General features: G+C 43.6%; 11 protein-coding genes and 1 pseudogene. 10 read left to right on the top strand and 2 right to left on the bottom strand.

Annotated features, from left to right (window positions below; all coding sequences use genetic code 11):
* Positions 1 to 555 precede the first annotated feature (555 nt).
* Both AM500_RS22405 and AM500_RS22400 read left to right on the top strand, forming a co-directional pair.
* Entirely contained in the window at positions 556 to 1,131 is a 576-nt protein-coding gene (locus AM500_RS22405; protein ID WP_053601199.1) for a TetR/AcrR family transcriptional regulator, read from the top strand.
* Between the two features lie 114 nt (positions 1,132 to 1,245).
* Positions 1,246 to 3,354, top strand: coding sequence for an MMPL family transporter (locus tag AM500_RS22400; protein WP_156319879.1), 2,109 nt, complete (start codon positions 1,246 to 1,248; stop codon positions 3,352 to 3,354).
* A 403-nt stretch (positions 3,355 to 3,757) separates the two neighbouring features.
* Here AM500_RS22400 and AM500_RS22395 read toward each other — a convergent pair.
* Positions 3,758 to 3,946 (bottom strand): annotated as a pseudogene (locus AM500_RS22395) (dihydrodipicolinate synthase family protein); the annotation flags it as partial.
* Between the two features lies 1 nt (position 3,947).
* Positions 3,948 to 4,964, bottom strand: a complete 1,017-nt coding sequence (locus AM500_RS22390; RefSeq protein WP_053601197.1) for an NAD-dependent epimerase/dehydratase family protein — start codon at positions 4,962 to 4,964, stop codon at positions 3,948 to 3,950.
* 441 nt (positions 4,965 to 5,405) lie between these two features.
* Here AM500_RS22390 and AM500_RS22385 point away from each other — a divergent pair, with 441 nt between their 5' ends.
* The 8 genes from AM500_RS22385 to AM500_RS22350 all read left to right on the top strand — a co-directional run bounded on the left by AM500_RS22385 (position 5,406) and on the right by AM500_RS22350 (position 19,026).
* Positions 5,406 to 8,243 (top strand): carbohydrate binding domain-containing protein, encoded by a 2,838-nt coding sequence (locus AM500_RS22385; RefSeq protein WP_053601196.1) that lies wholly within the window; start codon positions 5,406 to 5,408, stop codon positions 8,241 to 8,243.
* 192 nt (positions 8,244 to 8,435) lie between these two features.
* Positions 8,436 to 10,139, top strand: a complete 1,704-nt coding sequence (locus AM500_RS22380) for a polysaccharide deacetylase family protein (protein ID WP_231688069.1) — start codon at positions 8,436 to 8,438, stop codon at positions 10,137 to 10,139.
* 15 nt (positions 10,140 to 10,154) lie between these two features.
* Complete coding sequence (locus AM500_RS22375; RefSeq protein ID WP_053601194.1) at positions 10,155 to 11,396, top strand: DegT/DnrJ/EryC1/StrS family aminotransferase; 1,242 nt, start codon at positions 10,155 to 10,157, stop codon at positions 11,394 to 11,396.
* 53 nt (positions 11,397 to 11,449) lie between these two features.
* The gene (locus tag AM500_RS22370; protein WP_053601193.1) at positions 11,450 to 13,288 is read left to right on the top strand and encodes an NHL repeat-containing protein; all 1,839 of its coding nucleotides are present in this window, start codon (positions 11,450 to 11,452) and stop codon (positions 13,286 to 13,288) included.
* Positions 13,289 to 13,337: 49 nt separating this feature from the next.
* The gene (locus AM500_RS22365; RefSeq protein ID WP_053601192.1) at positions 13,338 to 14,423 is read left to right on the top strand and encodes an alpha/beta hydrolase family protein; all 1,086 of its coding nucleotides are present in this window, start codon (positions 13,338 to 13,340) and stop codon (positions 14,421 to 14,423) included.
* An 80-nt stretch (positions 14,424 to 14,503) separates the two neighbouring features.
* Positions 14,504 to 15,928: an extracellular solute-binding protein gene (locus tag AM500_RS22360; protein WP_053601191.1), complete on the top strand. Its 1,425-nt coding sequence runs from the start codon at positions 14,504 to 14,506 to the stop codon at positions 15,926 to 15,928.
* A gap of 86 nt (positions 15,929 to 16,014) precedes the next feature.
* On the top strand, positions 16,015 to 18,312 hold the full coding sequence (locus tag AM500_RS22355) for a heparinase II/III domain-containing protein (RefSeq protein WP_156319878.1): 2,298 nt from the start codon (positions 16,015 to 16,017) through the stop codon (positions 18,310 to 18,312).
* A gap of 87 nt (positions 18,313 to 18,399) precedes the next feature.
* Positions 18,400 to 19,026 (top strand): YesL family protein, encoded by a 627-nt coding sequence (locus AM500_RS22350; RefSeq protein WP_053601189.1) that lies wholly within the window; start codon positions 18,400 to 18,402, stop codon positions 19,024 to 19,026.
* Positions 19,027 to 19,195 lie beyond the last annotated feature (169 nt).

The raw sequence follows: 19,195 nt of genomic DNA, 5'->3' as shown, positions 1-19,195 counted from the left end.
AAAACCTTTGCCGGGATTTCTTATTGTTTGGAAACTTTAGATTTCGAGACTGTGGATAACTTTTTTAATTAGCTCGTCTACGTCTAGCTCCAGCGCCTACGCGTGCGCAAACTTCTGGTCTCCTCCCTACGATAAGTCATCATCGAATCGCATTCGCTCTTCGTGATTCCTTTATCCCACTCTTAAGGCTCAGTAAGCCTCCTCCGTCGGCAACTGAGCCTAAAGGTCCGATTCGTGAAATAAGATTTTTCTTAGGGCTTCAGCCCTTAGAAAAATCAATCGGGCTCTGCGCGACTAACCATCAGCAAAAATAGCTGATGGAAGTTTCACTTTATCTCAGTCGAAGCCCCTCCATTTTGTACGGCGATGACCACTAAGGGAAGCTCCTGAGAATAATCATCGCAGGGACAGGCGGTTTTTGCCTGTCACGAAGGCGCTTGCGCTTTTGTTCTTGAAGGAAATCAAATTACCGAACCCTGCTTGGCTTGAAGGTTTTTTCGGAAGGTGATACCATCGGAGAAAGGGATGGGGTGTTCGTCCCAAAGGAGCGATTGTATGGCGAGGGATCGTAAATTTTCCACAGACGAATTGTTTCGTGAGACACAAAGGCTGTTGCTCGAGCATGGCTATGAAGGGTTTACCTTTAGCGTATTGGCTGAAGCTCTGAATGTGTCAAGGGGGACCTTATATAAGTATTATCAGAACCGGGAAGAATTGATTACCGAATTCATGCTATATGAAATGAACCAGTTTCTTTTCGAGGTAAAGGAGATTGATCCTATTGAGGGATTTTTGCCCAAATTAAATTTCCTGTTAAATCTAATGTTCAAGAATCCCAAGTTGAAACAGTTAATTGAAATTGGCCAGCAAGTCCCGGCGGGTATCGATGAGAAGGTGAGGCAAAACAAAGCGCAGCTGGAAAAGCTCCATCTCCAAATGTATAACAGTCTCCAATCCTTTATTGAGGCAGGACGTCAAGAAGGGATACTTAAGCCCGAGCTGCCTGATGCCTTAATTCTTGGTTATATCTTTCAATCTGTTTCAATCCCGAACCACTTTGGAATTCCTCAGGATGAGTGGATTGCAGGGATCCGTAAACTAATTTGCTATGGAATGGTAAAAAATAATTAATTGACACTGCTGTTACTTTAAAGGATAATTTCTTTGTGACAGAAGTGTCATTTATTTTTTCACCAAAGTGACAGATGTGTCACTATAAAGGGCAAAAAGAAAGGAAGTGGGGAATTGAAAACATTCCTGCAGACAATAACAGACCGGGTGACGACGAAAAAGGGTATGTGGATTACACTGGCTGTCTGGCTTGTCGCCACTATGGCATTGGCAGTTTTTGCACCGGCAGCGAAAGAATACGAGGTTACAAGTATCGATTCCCTCCCGAAAGACGCTCAATCTGTTATAGCTCAAAGTAAGGTAGATGAATATTTTTCAGATAATGCAGGGATACCTGCAATTTTAGTTTTTCAAGCTGATGAAGGTGATATTGAAATTAAAGATCTAGCATCAGTAATGGATGAAATTTCGGCAGCAGAAATTAACGGTGTTGACGAAGTGATTCCTTTGTCCGCATTGCCGCCACAGGCAGCTGCCGGATTTTTATCAGAGGATAAATCAACCGCGGTCATTCCTCTCACTCTTGATGCTTCCCTTGAAAATAAGCAAATCAAAGAGTCTAAGGAGAAAATTGAAGAAGTCGCAAAAGATGCATCCGACTTGAAGTTGTATATTACCGGCCCGGCTGGAATCGCTGCCGACTCGCTGGAATTGTTTTCTCGTGCGGATGTAGTATTAATCCTGTCGACCGTGGGGTTAATTCTGATTTTACTTATCGTCATTTACCGATCCCCATTGTTGGCGCTTATTCCATTGCTGGCAGCTGCATTTGTGTATGAAGCGGTCATGCAGGTTCTTGGTTTGATGGGAATGGCAGGTTTGGAAATAGGCAATCAGACGTTGTCAATTATGTCGATCCTTTTGTTTGCTGCCGTTATTGATTACTCTCTATTTGTATTCTCCCGTTACCGTGAAGAACTGAAGGAACATGAAGATAAATTCGAGGCAATGAGACTGGCTATGCGGGAAACAGGTATGCCGGTATTTTTCTCTGGAGGTACGGTACTTGCCGCAATGCTTGTCCTGTTCTTTGCTCAATTTGGAGATTACCGCAATTTTGCGCCAACATTCGCGATGGCTATGGCCGTTATCATGATTGCTTCCGTAACACTTGTTCCAGCCTTGTTCACACTATTTGGAAGGAAGTCCTTTTGGCCAAAAGTCCCTCGTGTCGGGGATGAAAAAGTTAAGTCCAATTCAATTTGGAGCAGGATTGGCCGATTCGTAACAAGGAAGCCAGGAGTGGCGGTTGCACTGGTTTCAGTCTTCCTCCTGTTGTCGGCAAGTAATATGTTCAACCTGAAATACGAGTTTAATACGATGAATTCCTTCCCTGAGGATATGCCGTCTCGCCAAGGCTATAATATCCTCGAAGAAAAATTTGAAAAAGGCGACCTTGCCCCGACAACTGTCATTTTTGAAGGCACGAAGGCGGTATCCGAAGAACAGCAGAAGGCACTTGCAGACGAACTGTCCGCTCAGACACTGGTAAGCAATGTCCGCCTTAACGGAACCGCGGAGGATGGCAAGGTCCTGAATTACCAGCTGACATTTGAGGAAAGCCCCTATTCGTTTGAATCTATTAATGCGATGGAAGACATGATTACTGAAAAGGATAAAATTGCCGATGCCAGCGGACTGGATGGTAATTTGTACATTGCGGGTGAAACCGCGGGATCTGTTGATGACCGTGCAATCAATGACAGGGATTTACTTGTCATTGTGGCTCTCGAAACACTGTTGATTTTTATCATGCTGATTGTCCTGACTAAAACGATCAGAATGCCGATTTACATGATGGGCACCATCCTGGTCTCATTTTTGGCTGCGCTTGGGCTGGGGATGTTCCTGACGAATCTGTTCTTCGATATTGATACGATTTCAAACAGAGTTCCGCTTTACTCGTTTGTATTCCTGGTTGCTCTTGGAATTGACTATAATATTATGCTGATTTCCCGCTTCCAAGAGGAAAGGAAAAAGCATAGCGTGAAAGAAGCAGTTGAAATTGCAGTAGCCAATACAGGAGGCGTCATTTCTTCGGCGGGAATTATTCTTGCCGCAACATTTGCTGTCCTAATGACCCAGCCAATCCAGCTGCTGTTCGTGTTCGGTTTCATCGTCGCGGTCGGCATCCTTCTCGATACGTTCCTGATCAGAGGCATATTGCTGCCGGGGCTAATAGTATTTTTTGAAAAAGATAAAGCAGTAAAGCAAGAAGCATAGTTGGAATAAAGAGGGTGTCCCGTCTGGGATGCCCTTTTTATTGGGCGGTGGCATGCAGGTTTTTCGACTTTTTCTGCAGGGACTTTTTTGGATAAGCCCAGAAAACTCAACCTATTGAAGAAATTCAATCAAACGTTTGATTAAAATCCTTAATGTCGAAAAGGAGCTAACTTTGTGGTGAAGAACGATGCGAATAGTGGTTTTGTATTAGTAATATATATGACGGCCGTACGCCAGGGTCTGGGGCTGTAAAGATACTTTAATGGGAAATTCCCCAATCTATGAAAAGTATGGGAAGTGAATGTTAGTGCCAATCATGTGAATTTTAATAGTTCTCTTGGATCCTCCTGATAAAAAAGGAACACTCCAACCAGTTGGAAAGTGTTCCTTTTCCTCTGTTTTTTTAAGATGCCACTTTTCTACACTTCCCTAAAAAGGATTTTACAAAATCATCATCATTTAAGTGAGGATAATCTCTGTAGACTCGATTAATTTCTTCTGATTGGCCAGGGCCCAATTTATCTTTTTCAAGCAGGCACCAGTTTCCTTTTAGCAATCCTTGTCTGGCCAGCACTTCATTAATGCCGGCAATATTAATAGGCACCTTGGCGTTCCTGGAAATGGGTCGGTTTATTTATAGTAACGCCACCACCGGCAACCCACTCGGCTGTCCACTCGATCATCTGATTCAAAGAAACCCTCGGGTAGCCAAATAGTTTATGGGCCTTTCCAGAGTTGTTAAGCAAGGCGGTAGGCTGTTCTTCATTGGCAAAAGAAACCTCTTTGTTAAAAGCCTTTCCAAATTGTTCCGCCAGCCAGCGCACTGAAATTGTTTCAGGGCCGGTTACATTCAGGATTTCTGGAGGTGTATTTGCCAAAAGAAGCGACCTGATTGCGTATTCGTTGGCATCTCCCTGCCAGATTACATTCACGTGGCCCATTGTCAAATCGACGGTTTTTCCTGCGTATACCTGGCGGGCGATTTCCAATAGGACACCGTAGCGCATATCGATTGCATAATTTAATCGAAAGATCGTTAAAGGGGTTTGGTTTTTGAGTGAGAAATTAGTGAAAATTCTTTCCCGTCCCAAGCAAGATTGTGCATACTCCCCAATTGGGTTGACTGAGTGATTCTCATCGCAGCCGCCTGTTGCGACTGGAACAAGGGGGTACACGTTTCCTGTTGAGAATACGACGATACGTGATTGCTTAAATTTTTCAGCGACCCTGCCGGGCAGGTAAGCATTCATGGCCCATGTATTATGTTCATTGCCCTTCGTACCAAATTTGGTTCCAGCCATATAAATGATATTTTTTACGTCAGGCAGGCCCATGAGCTGCTGATCATCGAGTAAATCGGCAGCAATCGTTTCAACGCCAGCTTGCTCAAGCTCACTTTGGAGGGTTCCAGACGAGAACCTTGAAACGCCGATTACCCTTTTGGGAATAGTGCCTTCCTTTAGTGCGCGGACTGCCATTTTGGCTAAAGTAGGCCCCATCTTACCCGCAACTCCAAGAATCATAATGTCGCCATCCAGCTTTTTGAGATCCTCGATTAATTCATTGCTCGGAATTGTCATAATTTCTTCAACTTGTTCAATTGTTTTCAACCCTGCCACCTCTATTTCATTTGATAGTAATAAAACTGCATGATTTTCAACCTTTTGACGGTAGAAACAACAATTGTAAGCTTGTTTCTTTTTGGATAAATAACAGGCTTCTACATAGTGGTTAGTAAACTTAAATCTTTGTGTGGTCACCAGCGGGCCTTTTTGATGACCGTACGAGCAAACCTAAACGTCATGAGGTAACCTACAGGTTTTCATGGCGACAAAGAGTGGGCAACTGATGCTTAGTGTTATGAATGAATTTTGTGCATAAGGCAAAAGTCCTGTTCTTTCTATTTGCCTCAAAAACTAATTGATTTTTCAAACAACTGAGATAAAATTTAATATAAATACAAGTCATATACATGTATTTTAACTTAATATTCTAAAAAATGGGAGGGATTTTAAAAAAGTTTTATAAATTAAAACGATTGAGGTGGGAGCATGAACAAAAAAAGAAGCTTTATTGTTTTAGTGTGCTGCATCTTGTTTTTACAGCTTGTTTATCCAATTACACTAAAGTCTGTATCCGCACAGGGAAATGAAACCGAATTGAAAATCTTGAATCCGGGGTTTGAAGAACTAGCAGAAAATGGAGTAATACCAGGCTGGAAGCAAAATTTTGGGACGGCCGGCGTTACCGTTGCCTCGCATGAGCATGCATCAGGCAAACAGAGCCTTGAAATAAAGGATAGTGATAGAGGAAACTACGGCTTGATTAGTGACAATGTACCGGTCAACCCGGGCTGGGAGTATCGAGCATCAGCCAAGCATAAAAGCACAGGAGGATCCGGGGAAATTTATATCCGCTTTTTTGATGAAAAAGGTACTTATATTACTGGTTTTAACACAGCGGTAAGAGGGCCTGTTACAGAATGGAAGGACATCAGCGTTACAGCAACCGCTCCTAATAATGCAGCTTCGGCAGCGATTTTGTTCTATTCGGGCCAAGCCAATACCGGGACTTATTATTTTGATGATGCCAGCCTGACTGAAATCAAGCCAATTTTGCCAATTGAAAAGGTTGGCGAGGATTTAGGTATCCAGGTCTCCAAGACGACTGTCATGCTTGGCGATATTGGCAAGGATGCAAACGGGCGGGATGTTTTATATACCGTTGTTGCAGGTGCACCTGCAAAGTTTGCGATTGTGGACGTTGAAACAGAGCAGCTTATCAAAAGCTATCCACTCGAGGACACTTCAGGTGCCTGGGGAGTCAAGGTTGCTGCGGATGGAAGCGTTTACTTAGGCGGCTATAACAAAGGCTATCTCTTCCGCTATATACCGGAAACAGATACATTAGTAAATCTTGGCCATCCAGTAAAATCGACGGATGCAGTCCTGTACCCAATGGATACAGCCAGTGACGGGAAGATTTACGGAGGAGCATATAGCTCTGGAAGTGTGTATCAGTACGATCCAGCCACGAACGAGTTTACGAACTTTGGAACATTGGCAGAAGGTCAAGGCTGGGTAAGGAGTACCGTCTATGATGAAAAGAACCACAAGTTTTATGCAGGTGTCGGCAATAAAGCGCACCTAATTGAGTTTGACATTGCGACTGGGGAAAAGCGCAATATCTTGCCGCCTCAATATTCGAATATTATTTCGGTATATGACATGAATTTAGTGGACGGAAAGCTGTTTGCGCAGAAAGAAAATACCTTTGAAATGTTTGTCCTTGATACGGCGACGGGCCAATTGGTCGAAGCGGTAAATGGGGATACGGGACAAAAAACCTTTGATATCCCTGAATCGTCACGAGGTACTTCGGGTAAATCCCCTGTGTCGAACAAAGTATATTATACTCACCTTGGAATTCTTCACGAGTATGACCTTGATACAAATACGTTCAAGTCACTTGGGGTTGATATTAAAGGAAGTGCAATCAGCTACAAGTTTTTGCAATTAGATGAAGAAGGCTTCCCGGGTTATACCATGGTCGGCCTCTCAGGCAACAGCGGAAAAATGTATAAATATAACCTAGAGACCGGGAAATTGAAGCTTACTGATTTGGCACTGCCTTCTGAGCCTGTTTTAATTCATGATCTAAACAAAGGACCTGATGGAAAAATCTACAGTGCCGGGTATCTTCCTGGGAATATGGGCGCGTATGTTCCTACGACAGGGGAAAATATTCGATTCGATGGGATTGGCCAGAGTGAAGGGATGGCCAATCTGAATGACAAAATGTATCTTGGAATCTATCCAAATGCCAAGTTTTATGAGTTTGATCCATTCAAAGAATGGAATCGGACCGATTCAAGTTCACTGAATCCTGATTTACTATTCAGCCTTGAAAAAAATACAGAAATACCTGGTTATACCCCTCAGGATCGGCCATTTGCCATGCTGGGCGTCTCTGAATATAATCAGCTGTTTATAGGTACGGTACCTAAAAACGGAAATCTGGGTGGAGCGTTTGCAATCTATGAGCCAGGCAGCGAAAAGGCGCCAGAGGTATATTGGAACCTAATTCCGGACCAGAGTATCGTTTCCCTCGCCTATAAGGATGGCTTGGTATACGGCGGGACTACAGTTGCTGGCGGACAGGGATCAGTACCGACAACTACAGAAGCAAAGATTTTCGTATGGGATGTGGAAAAAAAGGAAAAAATCGCTGAATTCGTTCCTGTTCCCGGCAAGAGGGCTTTAACAGCTTTGACAGTCGGGCCGGACGGAAATATTTGGGGAATGGCCGATGGAGTCCTGTTCTCACTTAATCCTGAGACAAACGAGATCATTTCCTCTCATCAACTGGATTCGAAAGCATCGAGCAACTGGCGGAATGCCTATTTGGAAATTGGCACAGACGGGAATTTTTATGGAATCATCAGTAGAAAGTTTTTTAAATTCGAGCCAGCTACCGGTGCATATGAATTTATTGCGGGCAATGTCGATCATATGGCACAGGATGATTATGGATCCTTCTACCTATCCAGCGGGATCAATCTGTTCAAGTATTCAGATGAATCGCTTCTTGTAAAGCTTCAAGATGCGGAACTCATTGTTGAAGACCAGAACCTGACAGTTGGTGACAGTGTTCCATTGAAAATAAAAGGACTCCTTGAAAAGGGAAGAAGTACATTGGAGCTAGCGGATGCAACTGTGGAATACAAAATTGACAAGCCAAAAATGCTCTCGATTGAAAATGGCGTTTTAACTGCTGTAAAAAGCGGAAGGGCACAGATAACCGCAACGGTCAAACTGGACGGTGTGACGGTTGAAACAAAGCCTGTTGCAATCTGGATCAACAATGCAGGTGGGAATAAAGAAGAATAAAATAATTGGTTTGTTGCAGCCCGGGAAAGGATGCCTTCCCGGGCATTTTGCCGCTAAAATAAACCCAGGGTGAGCAACGGATAATTTTTTAATTGTCTAACTATTCATTGAAAGAATTTAAAAAGTATAATACTATAAAGGAAAATAAAATACATGTTAAATACATGTATATAGAGAGACGGTGAAATTAGTATGAGGATGGCCAAATTAGGTCTTCTATTTGACCAAAAAGAAGCCGAAAAGCGATGGTCAGATGGGGAAAATGTATTTGAGGTTTATCTATTCGAGGTGTTTGACCATTTAAGAATTCCTTATGAAAAAATCGATATTAAGGCCCCTTTTCATTCCTATGATGTGATAATTGAAGTTTTTTGCAGGGATCAAGGGGTGATAACTGAAAAACTATTATCCTATATTCAATCAGGAGGGACGCTTATTTCCTATGGGGGCTTGAATGGAGTGAAAGAAAGTCTGGGCTTGGCGGCAGGCGGAAGAGTAGAAAAAGGATATGCACTATTATCAGACCTGTTGTCAAAGGAAATGCCGCCGCTTCGTTTCCTCAATGCCCAAACCTGGGAGAATACTGCGGGCGTCTTTTCCATCGCGTCAAAAGGCATGTTAAGCCGTACAAAAGACGGTCCGGAACAATTCATTCAATCTGCACTCCAACGGATTGAATATGGTGATGGGAAAATCGAGCGCTGGTCCATTTCGATTCCTAGGACAATCGTAGGGTTTCAGCAAGGAACCGGGCCTGTTGAAAAAGATGGCATTCCGGCACCGGATGGAACAGCTAACTTGGATGAAGATTTATTAAAAGCGGATGATGGGTTCGAATTGGATTGGGTCATGGACCGGTCCGTTACTGACACAGGAATGCCCTATTTTAACCTGCCGTATGCAGATCTCTGGAAGGAAGCAATCGTGGAGCATGTATTTGCATGTGCAGCAGAAAAAGGGCTGACACTCCCATTTTTAGATTATTGGCCAGATGGTATCGAGCATATGGCGATGATTTCACATGATAGTGACTTAAACGTTGATGAATCTGCTTTGATCACGCTTGAGACATTGAAATCGGAAGGTGTCAATTCAACCTGGTGCATGATTGCTCCTGGATACAGCCCGGCAATATATGAAAAAATCAAAAGCGATGGCCATGAAATTGCCCTTCATTATAATGCGCTTGAGAAGGATGATGGAATCTGGTCGGAGGATGAATTCATCTCACAATTGGACTGGGTCAAAAATTCGACAGAAACAAACGAGATTGTATCCAATAAGAATCACTATACACTTTTTAAAGGTTGGGGTGAACTGTTCTCATGGTGCGAAAAGCATGGGATTCAGGCCGACCAGACAAGAGGGCCAAGCAAAAAGGGGAATATAGGCTTTCTGTTCGGCACAAGCCATCCTTACTTTCCGGTTGCCTGGGCGGATGAGAAAAACCGTTTTTATGATGTGGTGGAAATAGGGTTCCTGACACAGGATTTAAATCATAATACATTAGCTGATTCAAGTGTTATCCAGCCTTTCCTTGATGGTGTGAAACGTGTCAATGGCGTAGCCCATTTTCTATTCCATCAATTCCATATTTACAATCAGCCGCCTGTCAGGGAAGCACTTATTGAGTTGATGAAAACAGCCAAAAGCCAGGGATTTACGTTTTGGACGAGTGCAGAAATCAATAAATGGGAACGGGAAAGAAGAAAAGTATCCATAAAGGGAATTTCAGGCGAAATAGAGATTGACGGCCAAGTTGAACGGGACGGCCTTGTCTTGCTTATTCCTATTGAAGCCGACAAAGGCACCAAGCAATTACAGGGAGATACGGAAACTGTTACAAGATTTGGTTTCCAGTGCCGGAAAGTCAAGCCAGTATCATATGTCTTGTAAAAGGAGCGGAGCGAAATGATTAATACGGACACCCACTTGGCAATTAACGGGGGGCAAAAGGTAAAAACAACTCCATTTGGTACGGGAAAACGATTCGGGCTGGAGGAAGCCAGGGAATTACTGGAGGCACTGGAACAGAACACACTGTTTTATCACTTTGGAAACAAGGTTAAGCGCTTTCTCTCCGATTTTAATGATCTCTACAATGTTAAATACAGCGTCGCTGCCTCATCAGGGACAGCTGCCCTCCATATAGCACTTGGAGCTGCCGGAGTGACGGTGGGCGACGAGGTCATTACAAGCCCGATTACAGATCAAGGCACAATCATTGGGATACTCTATCAAAATGCTGTCCCGGTCTTTGCCGATCTGGATCCCCATAGCTATAATCTTACAGCTGAAAGCATTGAAAAACAGATTACGAAGAGAACCAAAGCAATCCTTGTAGTCCATCTGGCAGGGAACCCGTGCGAAATGGATTCAATAATGGAGGTTGCAAAAAAATATAATCTTAAGGTGATAGAAGATTGTGCCCAAAGCTATCTTACAACGTACAAAGGAAAACTCACTGGGACAATCGGTGATTATGGCTGTTTCAGCACAAACGATTTTAAGCATATCTCAACTGGGGATGGCGGCATTGTTACGGTAAACTCGGGAGATGAGAAAGATTACTACACGACACATGCCTTTGCGGATAAAAACTATCAACGGCATGGCAGTTCGGTAACAAAAGATTTGGAATACCTGGCACCGAATTACCGGATGACCGAGCTGCAGGGGGCTGTCGGCATAGCGCAGCTTAAGAAGCTCGACTGGATTTGCACAAGGCGGAATCAGCTAGGCGAGAGACTGAATCAGGGGTTGAACGGATTAAAAGGCATAAATCCTATGAAAATAACCGAAGGCGGCTGGTGCAGCTATTGGTTTTATATGTTTACATTGAATTTGGATGAACTGACCTGCTCCAGAGAGGAGTTTTCCGAAGCCCTCGAAGCGGAAGGCATTCCAAATCAGGCCGGCTATATTCCAAAGGTTCTTTATGCTCAGGCTTTGTTTCAGAATCAACATGCCTATAAAAACAGCCATTTTCCTTTTGACCAGGATTCTTATGATTATTCGCCAGGCAGCTGCCCTAACGCGGAACATATCCTTGGGACTGCGATTCGCGTTAACCTTAATGAATTTTATACGGATGGGGACGTTGAGGAAATGATTGGGGCTATTCAAAAAGTTGCCGCTTATTATGCCCGTTAAGAAGGGCAGGCCCTTTTTTCCGAGATTTATCACAGTAGAAAGGAGGAACGTCATTGGGGAGAAGCTCGCTATTTATGGACCACGGAATTCCGGTTCAGGCTGAAGAGGAAAGGACTGCCGCTTTTTGCATCAAGGAGGGCCAGACGAGGTTTGTCATAGCTGCGAAAGGATTTGCATTGATTGTAGACCCTGAAACTGGAGCTTCGAGGCAGGTTTTATTCCCGGATGGCAACAAAGAGTACCCTTATTCCTCTTTTAGTAGCAAAGGGCTTTTTTATACTGGTGCCGGAAATATGCTTTTGGTTCTTGACCCCTTTTTGGAGGAAGGTTTTGTTTTCTCTAAGGCTATTGATAATGGGGAAGAAATTGTTGGCTTCAGCTTTGCGGAAGACCGCCAAGGGTTTATTTACTTTACTTCTTACCCCCATTGCCATTTGCTGCGGTACAGCCCTGAAAGCAAGGAAATCGTTGATTACGGTTCCGTGGACCCGGTTGAAAAATACGCGGGAAGCCTTGCGGTGGATGGGGAGGGATGGGTTTATATCGGGATAGGTACCGAGCATAAAGACATTGTCGCTTTCCATCCTGTAAAAGGCATAAAAAAAAGCCTCGTCCCCAAGTCCGAACGGAATAAAGGAGCTGGGTATGTTTACCTGGGTACGGACAATGCGGTTTACGGGCATTGGCAAGCCAATGATATGAGGGAAGTGAACCATTCTTCCAGGTGGCTAACATTCACCGAAGGTACTCACCAGGAAATAAGCGATACCGAGCTGCCTTCCTCCCATTTTTCCGGCAGTGGTTTCCAAAAAGTCCACAGGAATAATGAAGCGGAGTATAGAGTTCTCTCATATAGCCTCTCGGAGGGATATGCCGTTTTTCTGAATAAAGAAATTGGACTGCCAAAACGGAGAAAACTACTGTATCATTCGGACGGGGCAGCTTTATCAACCTTGTATAGCAGCCCTGAAGGGTATCTATACGGAACATCGATGCATCCGCTGCAGTTTTTTCGCTATGATTTCATATCAGGGGAGATAGCTAATTACGGTGGCGAGGTCATTGAAGAAGGTGGAGGCGGAAACATACCAGCCTATGCCTCCCAGGGTGGTTACATGATTGGCGTTGCCTATGCAGGTGGCAAGCTGTATAGCTTTGATTTGAAGCAGCCTATTGTGCAGGGGAAAAACCCAAGTCTACTCCTTCGGACCGAGGATATTCATCGGCCACGCTGTGCAATTTCCTTAAGGGACAATCAACATATCGCATGGGGCGGATTCCCTGGTTATGGCATGATTGGCGGCGGTCTTGGTATATACAATGTGGAAACACAAAAGAATATTGTTATTACCCATGACCGGCTGGTTCCTAATCAAAGCACAATCAGCCTTGGTGAAATGAAAACGGGAGAGATACTGGGGGGTACCAGCATTGATACCCCTGGAGGGGCTAGAACATCTGAAAAAGAAGCCCGCTTGTATCTCTTTGATCGGAAGTTGCAAAAACTGACGGTTAGTTTTGTCCCTATTGCAGGAGCACGTGAAATTGCCCAAATCTTTGTCGACCCGTTCGATAGAGCCCATTGCCTAACAGACAAAAGCCTTTACTTTGTCTGCAATCCATTTACACAGGAAGTTCTTTATCAAAAGGATGTTTCCGATTGCGGTACTATAGTGCGGAATGGATTTGCGTTCGAGCGCTCCTCCAGCACTCTGTTTGTCCTGCTGAACAAGGCGGTTTTGTCTATCAGGATACAAGAAGGGGCTTTACTGGAACCGAATATTAACATGTCCTTGCCCTTTCATGCAACAAGTGGGATAGCCATTTATGAAGGCAGGATTTTTTACGGAAGCGGCAGCCATCTCTGCAGCATATATGCCGAAATGGAGTAGCGGTTAGCCTTGTCCTTGAATGACTATAAAACCAATTGGAGATGAGAGTTTGTACTCCTTAACAGAAATGGCCTCGTCCGGAATTCCTCCTTTGCTTAAAAATGTCAGCACACTCGACCAATGGAGGAGAAAAAGAGAATCGATTTTAAACGTATGGCTGGAGTCCATCGGGGGAATCCCGCCACTTGTAGAAGTTGAAGTAGATATTGTTTCCTGGGTTATATTTGATGATCATTTGCTAATCAAAGTCCGTTATTCCTCCGTTCATGCCGACTGGGTTCCAGCTAATATACTAGTCCCTGTGGAAGGGGAACCTAGTCATAAGTTGTTGGCCGAAGAGGATATAAAGCACTTGTTGTTTCAGGGTGGGAATACTGGTGGAAATACTTATCCGGCTGTACTTGCCCTTCATCCGACCAGTGAGGTTGGGAAGAATGATATCTCCCTCTCGTCTGGAAGGGAAAATCGCACCTACGCACGAGAGCTTGTGAGAAGGGGCTATATTGTACTGGCCCCTGATACGATTACAGCAGGCGAACGGATTCTCCCGAACGAGAAACCGTTCCATACAGCCCCATTTTATAATCAGCACCCCGAATGGTCTGCCGTTGCAAAGATGATTTCGGATCATAGGCAAGGGATTTCTCTTCTTGAAACTATAAATCTGGTAAATTCAGAGAAAATAGGCGCGATTGGGCATTCCTTGGGCGGTTATAACGCTTATTTTCTGGCCGGGATAGATTCGAGGATTAAGGCTGCTGTCTGCAGCTGCGGCTTCTCGACTTTTGCCGGTGATCCTGAAACCCATAGATGGGGAAAGCGGGACTGGTTTTCCCATATCCCAAGAATAAGCGAGTATATTAACAATGGAAAAGTCCCCTATGAATTTAATGAAATAGCTGCTCTGGCCGCACCAATTCCGCTATTTTTCTGGATGGGACAGAGTGACAAGATTTTCCCGCATTGGCAGCCGGCCGCCCAGGGGCTGGCTGATTTGGCTGCATTATATAGCTGGCTGGGCGAAGAGGGAAAATTTGTTTCATTAATCGGTAATTCAGGCCATGATTTCCCTCCTGAAATTAGAGAGCTTGCTTATTCTTTCCTTGATCACTGGCTGTATGCGAATGAGGATTAAGGCGGCAAGGAAAAGGGTTTTGCAAAACCTATATAACTCAACTAAAATAAGGGTTATCATGCTGTATGGGAGCTGTATATATGCTTAAAAGAAAAAGTGATTTTGAAGACCGATATAATAAATTTATCCACGAATTAAAGGAAGAAATTATTTCTGGTTTAATTAAACCAGGCGAGTTTATTCTTCCTGAAAATACATTAAGCAAAGAATATGACTTAAGCAGGGTTTCAATCCGAAAAGCTCTGGCTCAGCTCGTTGAGGAGGGCCTGATTGAAAAAATCCCGGGAAAGGGAAATCGGGTAACAATTCCCCACGATACCCAAAAGCAAACCCTCACGCTCGGCTGGTTTTCTGATTCATATGAAATAGAGATTGTCGAGCAGATTATTGAGAGGTTTGAACAGCTGAATCCCTTTATAAAGGTTGATTTGCAGGTTATGCCAAATAGTCAATATATCTATAATTTAACCAAATCTATTGATACAGATAATGGCCCGGATGTTTTTATGGTTTCTGATTACCACTTTCGCCAGCTTGTAGAAACAGAACGCCTTGATATTATAGAACCTTTTCTACCTGATCACTTTGATCCCGAAAAGGATAGCTATAAAAAGGTCTTTGATATGTTTACCTATCAAAACAAAGTCCTCGTTACGCCTTTCGTATTTTCACCTGTCATGATCTGCTATAACAAAAAAATGTTTGACCAAGCAGGTGTTCCCGAAAACTTTACGATGGATACATGGAATCAACTGCTTGAAATTGCCCGCCAAAATACTAGGGACCTTGACGGGAACAATTTAATCGATCAATATGGCTTTTGTTTTTCTGCATCATCGAATCGTTGGCCTGTCTTCCTTTTACAAAATCAAGGACGATTTATGACTGATGACCGTTCAAAGTCAGTTATGAACAGCAAGGAAAATATTGAAGCGCTCCAATATTGCGTTGATCTAATGTATAAGCATCAGGTATCCCCAATATTTTCACATGGCAGCAACGACCTTGCCGAAAATCTATTCATGCGGGAAAGGGCCGGGATGATCCTTACAACCTATTATTTTATGAACGAGTTCAGAGATCATAAAATTAAATGGGATATCCTGCCGCCGCCTAAACGCGCTAAACAAGGCACATTGCTCCTTGGCGGCGGGCTCGGAGTGAATGCTAATAGCACCATGAAGGAGGCTGCCCAGGCTCTGATAAGCTATATGATCAGTACTGAAGCCCAAGCGATGCTTAAACAGAATGGCTGTACAATCCCTGTCCTCCGATTTGTAGCGGAAGATAATTATTTACTTCAGCCTGGAGTGCATCCCACTCACTACAATGCGTTTAAGGATATAATGCCCCATGCAGTGACAATGAGAGAATTAAATGTAACAATTAAGGAACTGGAACTTATTGAAAATGAACTTCACCTGCTTTGGGCCAATATGGAAACGCCCGAGGATTCATGCAAAAGAATTGATATGCTTCTGAATCAGGAAATGGCCATCACATAAGCCGCCTAGGGTCGAATAGTAAGAGGTTTTTCTTGTTGCTGGAACCGCCCTTCGACCCTTTGCTTCAGAAAGGATTTGATGGATGTATGGGTACAAATTGGTTCATAGAAACTGTAAGGCCTCATCCAAGAGTTTTGTTCAATGAGGGAGAAATATCCGAAATTAAGTCTCGCTTAAATGCCAATGGAACAGGGAGCACCATCCGGTTTGACGAGATATGGAGCAGTGTGGAACTTCTTGCTGAGAAATATTCCAGTGAACAGGGATTTTCTGTTCACTATCCCAGCTGCAATGTGGTACTAGACATCCCACTGCCCCTTGTTCAGCTTGAACCTGTTGGGGACCCGCCCGGCTATATAGATTTTCCATTTTGGACCATGTACTCCAGGGCAATTGAAGAGAGGATCAAGGTTCTGTCATTTGCTTACGGAATGACAGGGGAAGAGAGATTTGCCTTAAAGGTTAAGGAATATCTTTTGTCCATAACAAAATTTGCGAAGTGGTTTGAATTCGGGGACAGAGGAGCAGAAGGCAATTTAAGCATTGCCCATTTCACAATAGGTATGGCTATAGGGTATGATGCCATCTTTACTACTCTTACGAACGAAGAAAAACAAATAATTGAACATGCGATTTTTCAAAGGGGGCTTAAGCCTCTCGAAATAGATTTTCTGAATTTTGATAGCCATAATATTATTGCATCAAAGCGTGTTGCGATGATGATTGGCTCGCTGGCGATTCTAGATGGAAGCAACCATGATGAAATAAAACCATTTCTGACAAATTCATTTGGGTATATAAGCAGGTACCTGGACAATCGGCTGAGTGATCCCGAGATTGAGGGCTTGTTATATTTGAACGTCGCTGCCCGACATATTTTGCTGGCAGCTGACATTTTGAAACGGTCAACCGGAAACGACGATCTTATCAAACATGACTATTTCCGCCAACTTCCCGATCTTTTTATTTATTTGCTAGGTACGGGAAATAAGCCGGGTTTTGTCAATTTCTCGGACTCCTTTTATGATCTTGACCTTTATTATTTAATGTCAGTACTGGCATCCAACACAGGTAACAGATTATCAAGCTGGTACATTCATCGATACTTTGAACCGAAATTCGATATATTAATAGATTTGAAAAAAATACCGGCGCCGGTTGAGCCTGAGAGTTTCTACAAGGGCCGTCCTTCAAAGGTATTCCCGCTTATTGGCTGGGCTGCTTTCAGAAGCGGATGGAAGCAAGGAGACCATTTTCTTGCGTTTTCGTCGAGCCAGTCTGCAAAGGACCATAACCATTATGACCAGAACAACTTCATCCTGCATGCTGCAGGTGAATGGCTTATTACAAATCCTGGCTATCAGGACTACGTGGAAGGTCCGAGGAGGGAATTCACCCTGGGAACGATTGGCCATAACAGTATGCTTGTTGACGGCAGAGGCCAGATACAAAGAGGCGGAGGCAATTTAACAGGGTGGTTTACTTCCAAGGACTTCTCTTATGTCATCGGGGAAGCCGGCGATGCTTATGATAAAGGAATTTCACAGTGGGAACGGAAAATAATCCACCTGGATAGGCGATATTTTCTCATTGTTGATAGGGCCGTTAAGAAAAAGAAGGATAGCAGACTTTCCTTCCTGTACCATACCCCAGCAGCCATTCAGGCTGGGGGGAAGGAATTACATCCACGGGATGAGACATCAGAAAACACGATACGGTTAATTGGGGAGCACGCAGCCGTGGCGCTAACCATATGCTATCCGCCAGATACCGCTAAAACTATCAGCCAGTATCCGGGCGCTGAGAGGTATGGATCCTGCCTTGAAGTGTCAGTGAATGGTTCCGATGAAGTTGGCTATCAGGTTGTTTTGATTCAGCCAGAGGATGTTCATGGTGCTGACGGAAATCGATTAACCTGCCGTGTCATCCATTCAGGTGCAATGTTCGAATTGAAGGTGGAAGATGCGTCCCAGTCGCTTATCGATTACATGTTGACTAATGAGGACCGGTATACTGCTTATCAATCATCCAGAGATAAAATAGTAGAGTTAATGGGTGAACAGGGATGGGTTTCACTCAGGCAGGAAGATGCTGAACCTTTAAAATACACCTTGATAAATGGCAACCAATTACTAGTGAATAAAACTGCTGTTTTTCACGCCAGCGGAACTGTTTGTGTATCCGTCCATTTCCATGAAGCAGGAGCAACGGGAACGGTGGAAGCAAAGCAGCGGACAAAGGTTTCTTTTTTTATCAGCGAACCTTCAAGGGTAATGATCAACGGTGCTGTAGCCGAAGCAAACCAGTTTGTTAACCTTCCGGAAAAAGGGGAGCTAGTGCTTGATTTGCCTGAGGGTAGAAGTGAAATTGAGATAATTAGGTAATCTGGCATATTGGAAAACTCTGAGTAAAATAGGATTATATTCTCAAGTGTCCTATTTGAGGTGGATGTGTGGAAAGGGTGCAGGAGTATGGAATTTACAGGATGGAAGGGAAGTTTATACCGCTTCGGAAATTGGGGAATGAAGCTGGCTTACCTTAATATCGTATGGCTGGCGGGAATTGCCCTGGGAGCAGGGATTGCTGGCTTTTTCCCTTCCACTGTTGCCATGTTTTCAGTGATTCGAAAATGGCATATAGAGGGAAATCTTGACGTGCCTTTGTTTTCACATTTCAAGGAGGAATACCGCAGAGAGTTTTTAAAATCGAACGTATATGGGTATTCGTGGGTCATCATTGGAGGAATTCTGTATGTAGACCTTCAATTCTTCCGGGGAATTCCCGCTTTATGGTCAACCATTCTTGCCTATTTCTTTTTTTTACTTGGCGCAGTCTATCTTGCAGCACTTCTTTTTGCTTTCCCTGTTTATGTCCAATTTAAATTAACTATTCTTCAGTACATAAGGAACACGGTTCTAATCACCGTATCCAATCCATTATATTCTGTTTTTATGGCTCTGGGATTTTACTTCCCTTATTATTTACTGATGAAAATCCCCGGATTGCTTCCTTTTTTTGGGGGGAGCTTAATTGCCCTTCCCTTAATGTTTCTATCATGTCGTCTCTTTGAACTTCTAGATAAAAAAGCCTGGGAGTAGAAAAAATCACCAGATTCATAAAATAAGCATTGAATTTTCATAAAATTTGTATTATTGTTTCATTATAAATACATGTCGTATACATGTATTAAAGAGACGATGGCAATTGATAAATACATAGGAAAGGGGAGTTGGATATTGGAGGTAAAGAAAAACTCAGAACAAAATC

This window comes from Bacillus sp. FJAT-18017 (assembly GCF_001278805.1).
Lineage (GTDB): Bacteria > Bacillota > Bacilli > Bacillales > Cytobacillaceae > Bacillus_D.
The sequence above is the reverse complement of the archived record's forward strand: the minus strand, read 5'-3'. Positions and strand labels throughout refer to the sequence as shown.

Bases quoted from the DNA above. Each gene is read 5' to 3' on its own strand.
- AM500_RS22350 (WP_053601189.1), top strand. From the start codon at position 18,400: ATGGAATTTACAGGATGGAAGGGAAGTTTATACCGCTTCGGAAATTGG.
- AM500_RS22375 (WP_053601194.1), top strand. From the start codon at position 10,155: ATGATTAATACGGACACCCACTTGGCAATTAACGGGGGGCAAAAGGTA.
- AM500_RS22405 (WP_053601199.1), top strand. From the start codon at position 556: ATGGCGAGGGATCGTAAATTTTCCACAGACGAATTGTTTCGTGAGACA.
- AM500_RS22385 (WP_053601196.1), top strand. From the start codon at position 5,406: ATGAACAAAAAAAGAAGCTTTATTGTTTTAGTGTGCTGCATCTTGTTT.
- AM500_RS22380 (WP_231688069.1), top strand. From the start codon at position 8,436: ATGAGGATGGCCAAATTAGGTCTTCTATTTGACCAAAAAGAAGCCGAA.
- AM500_RS22360 (WP_053601191.1), top strand. From the start codon at position 14,504: ATGCTTAAAAGAAAAAGTGATTTTGAAGACCGATATAATAAATTTATC.
- AM500_RS22355 (WP_156319878.1), top strand. From the start codon at position 16,015: ATGGGTACAAATTGGTTCATAGAAACTGTAAGGCCTCATCCAAGAGTT.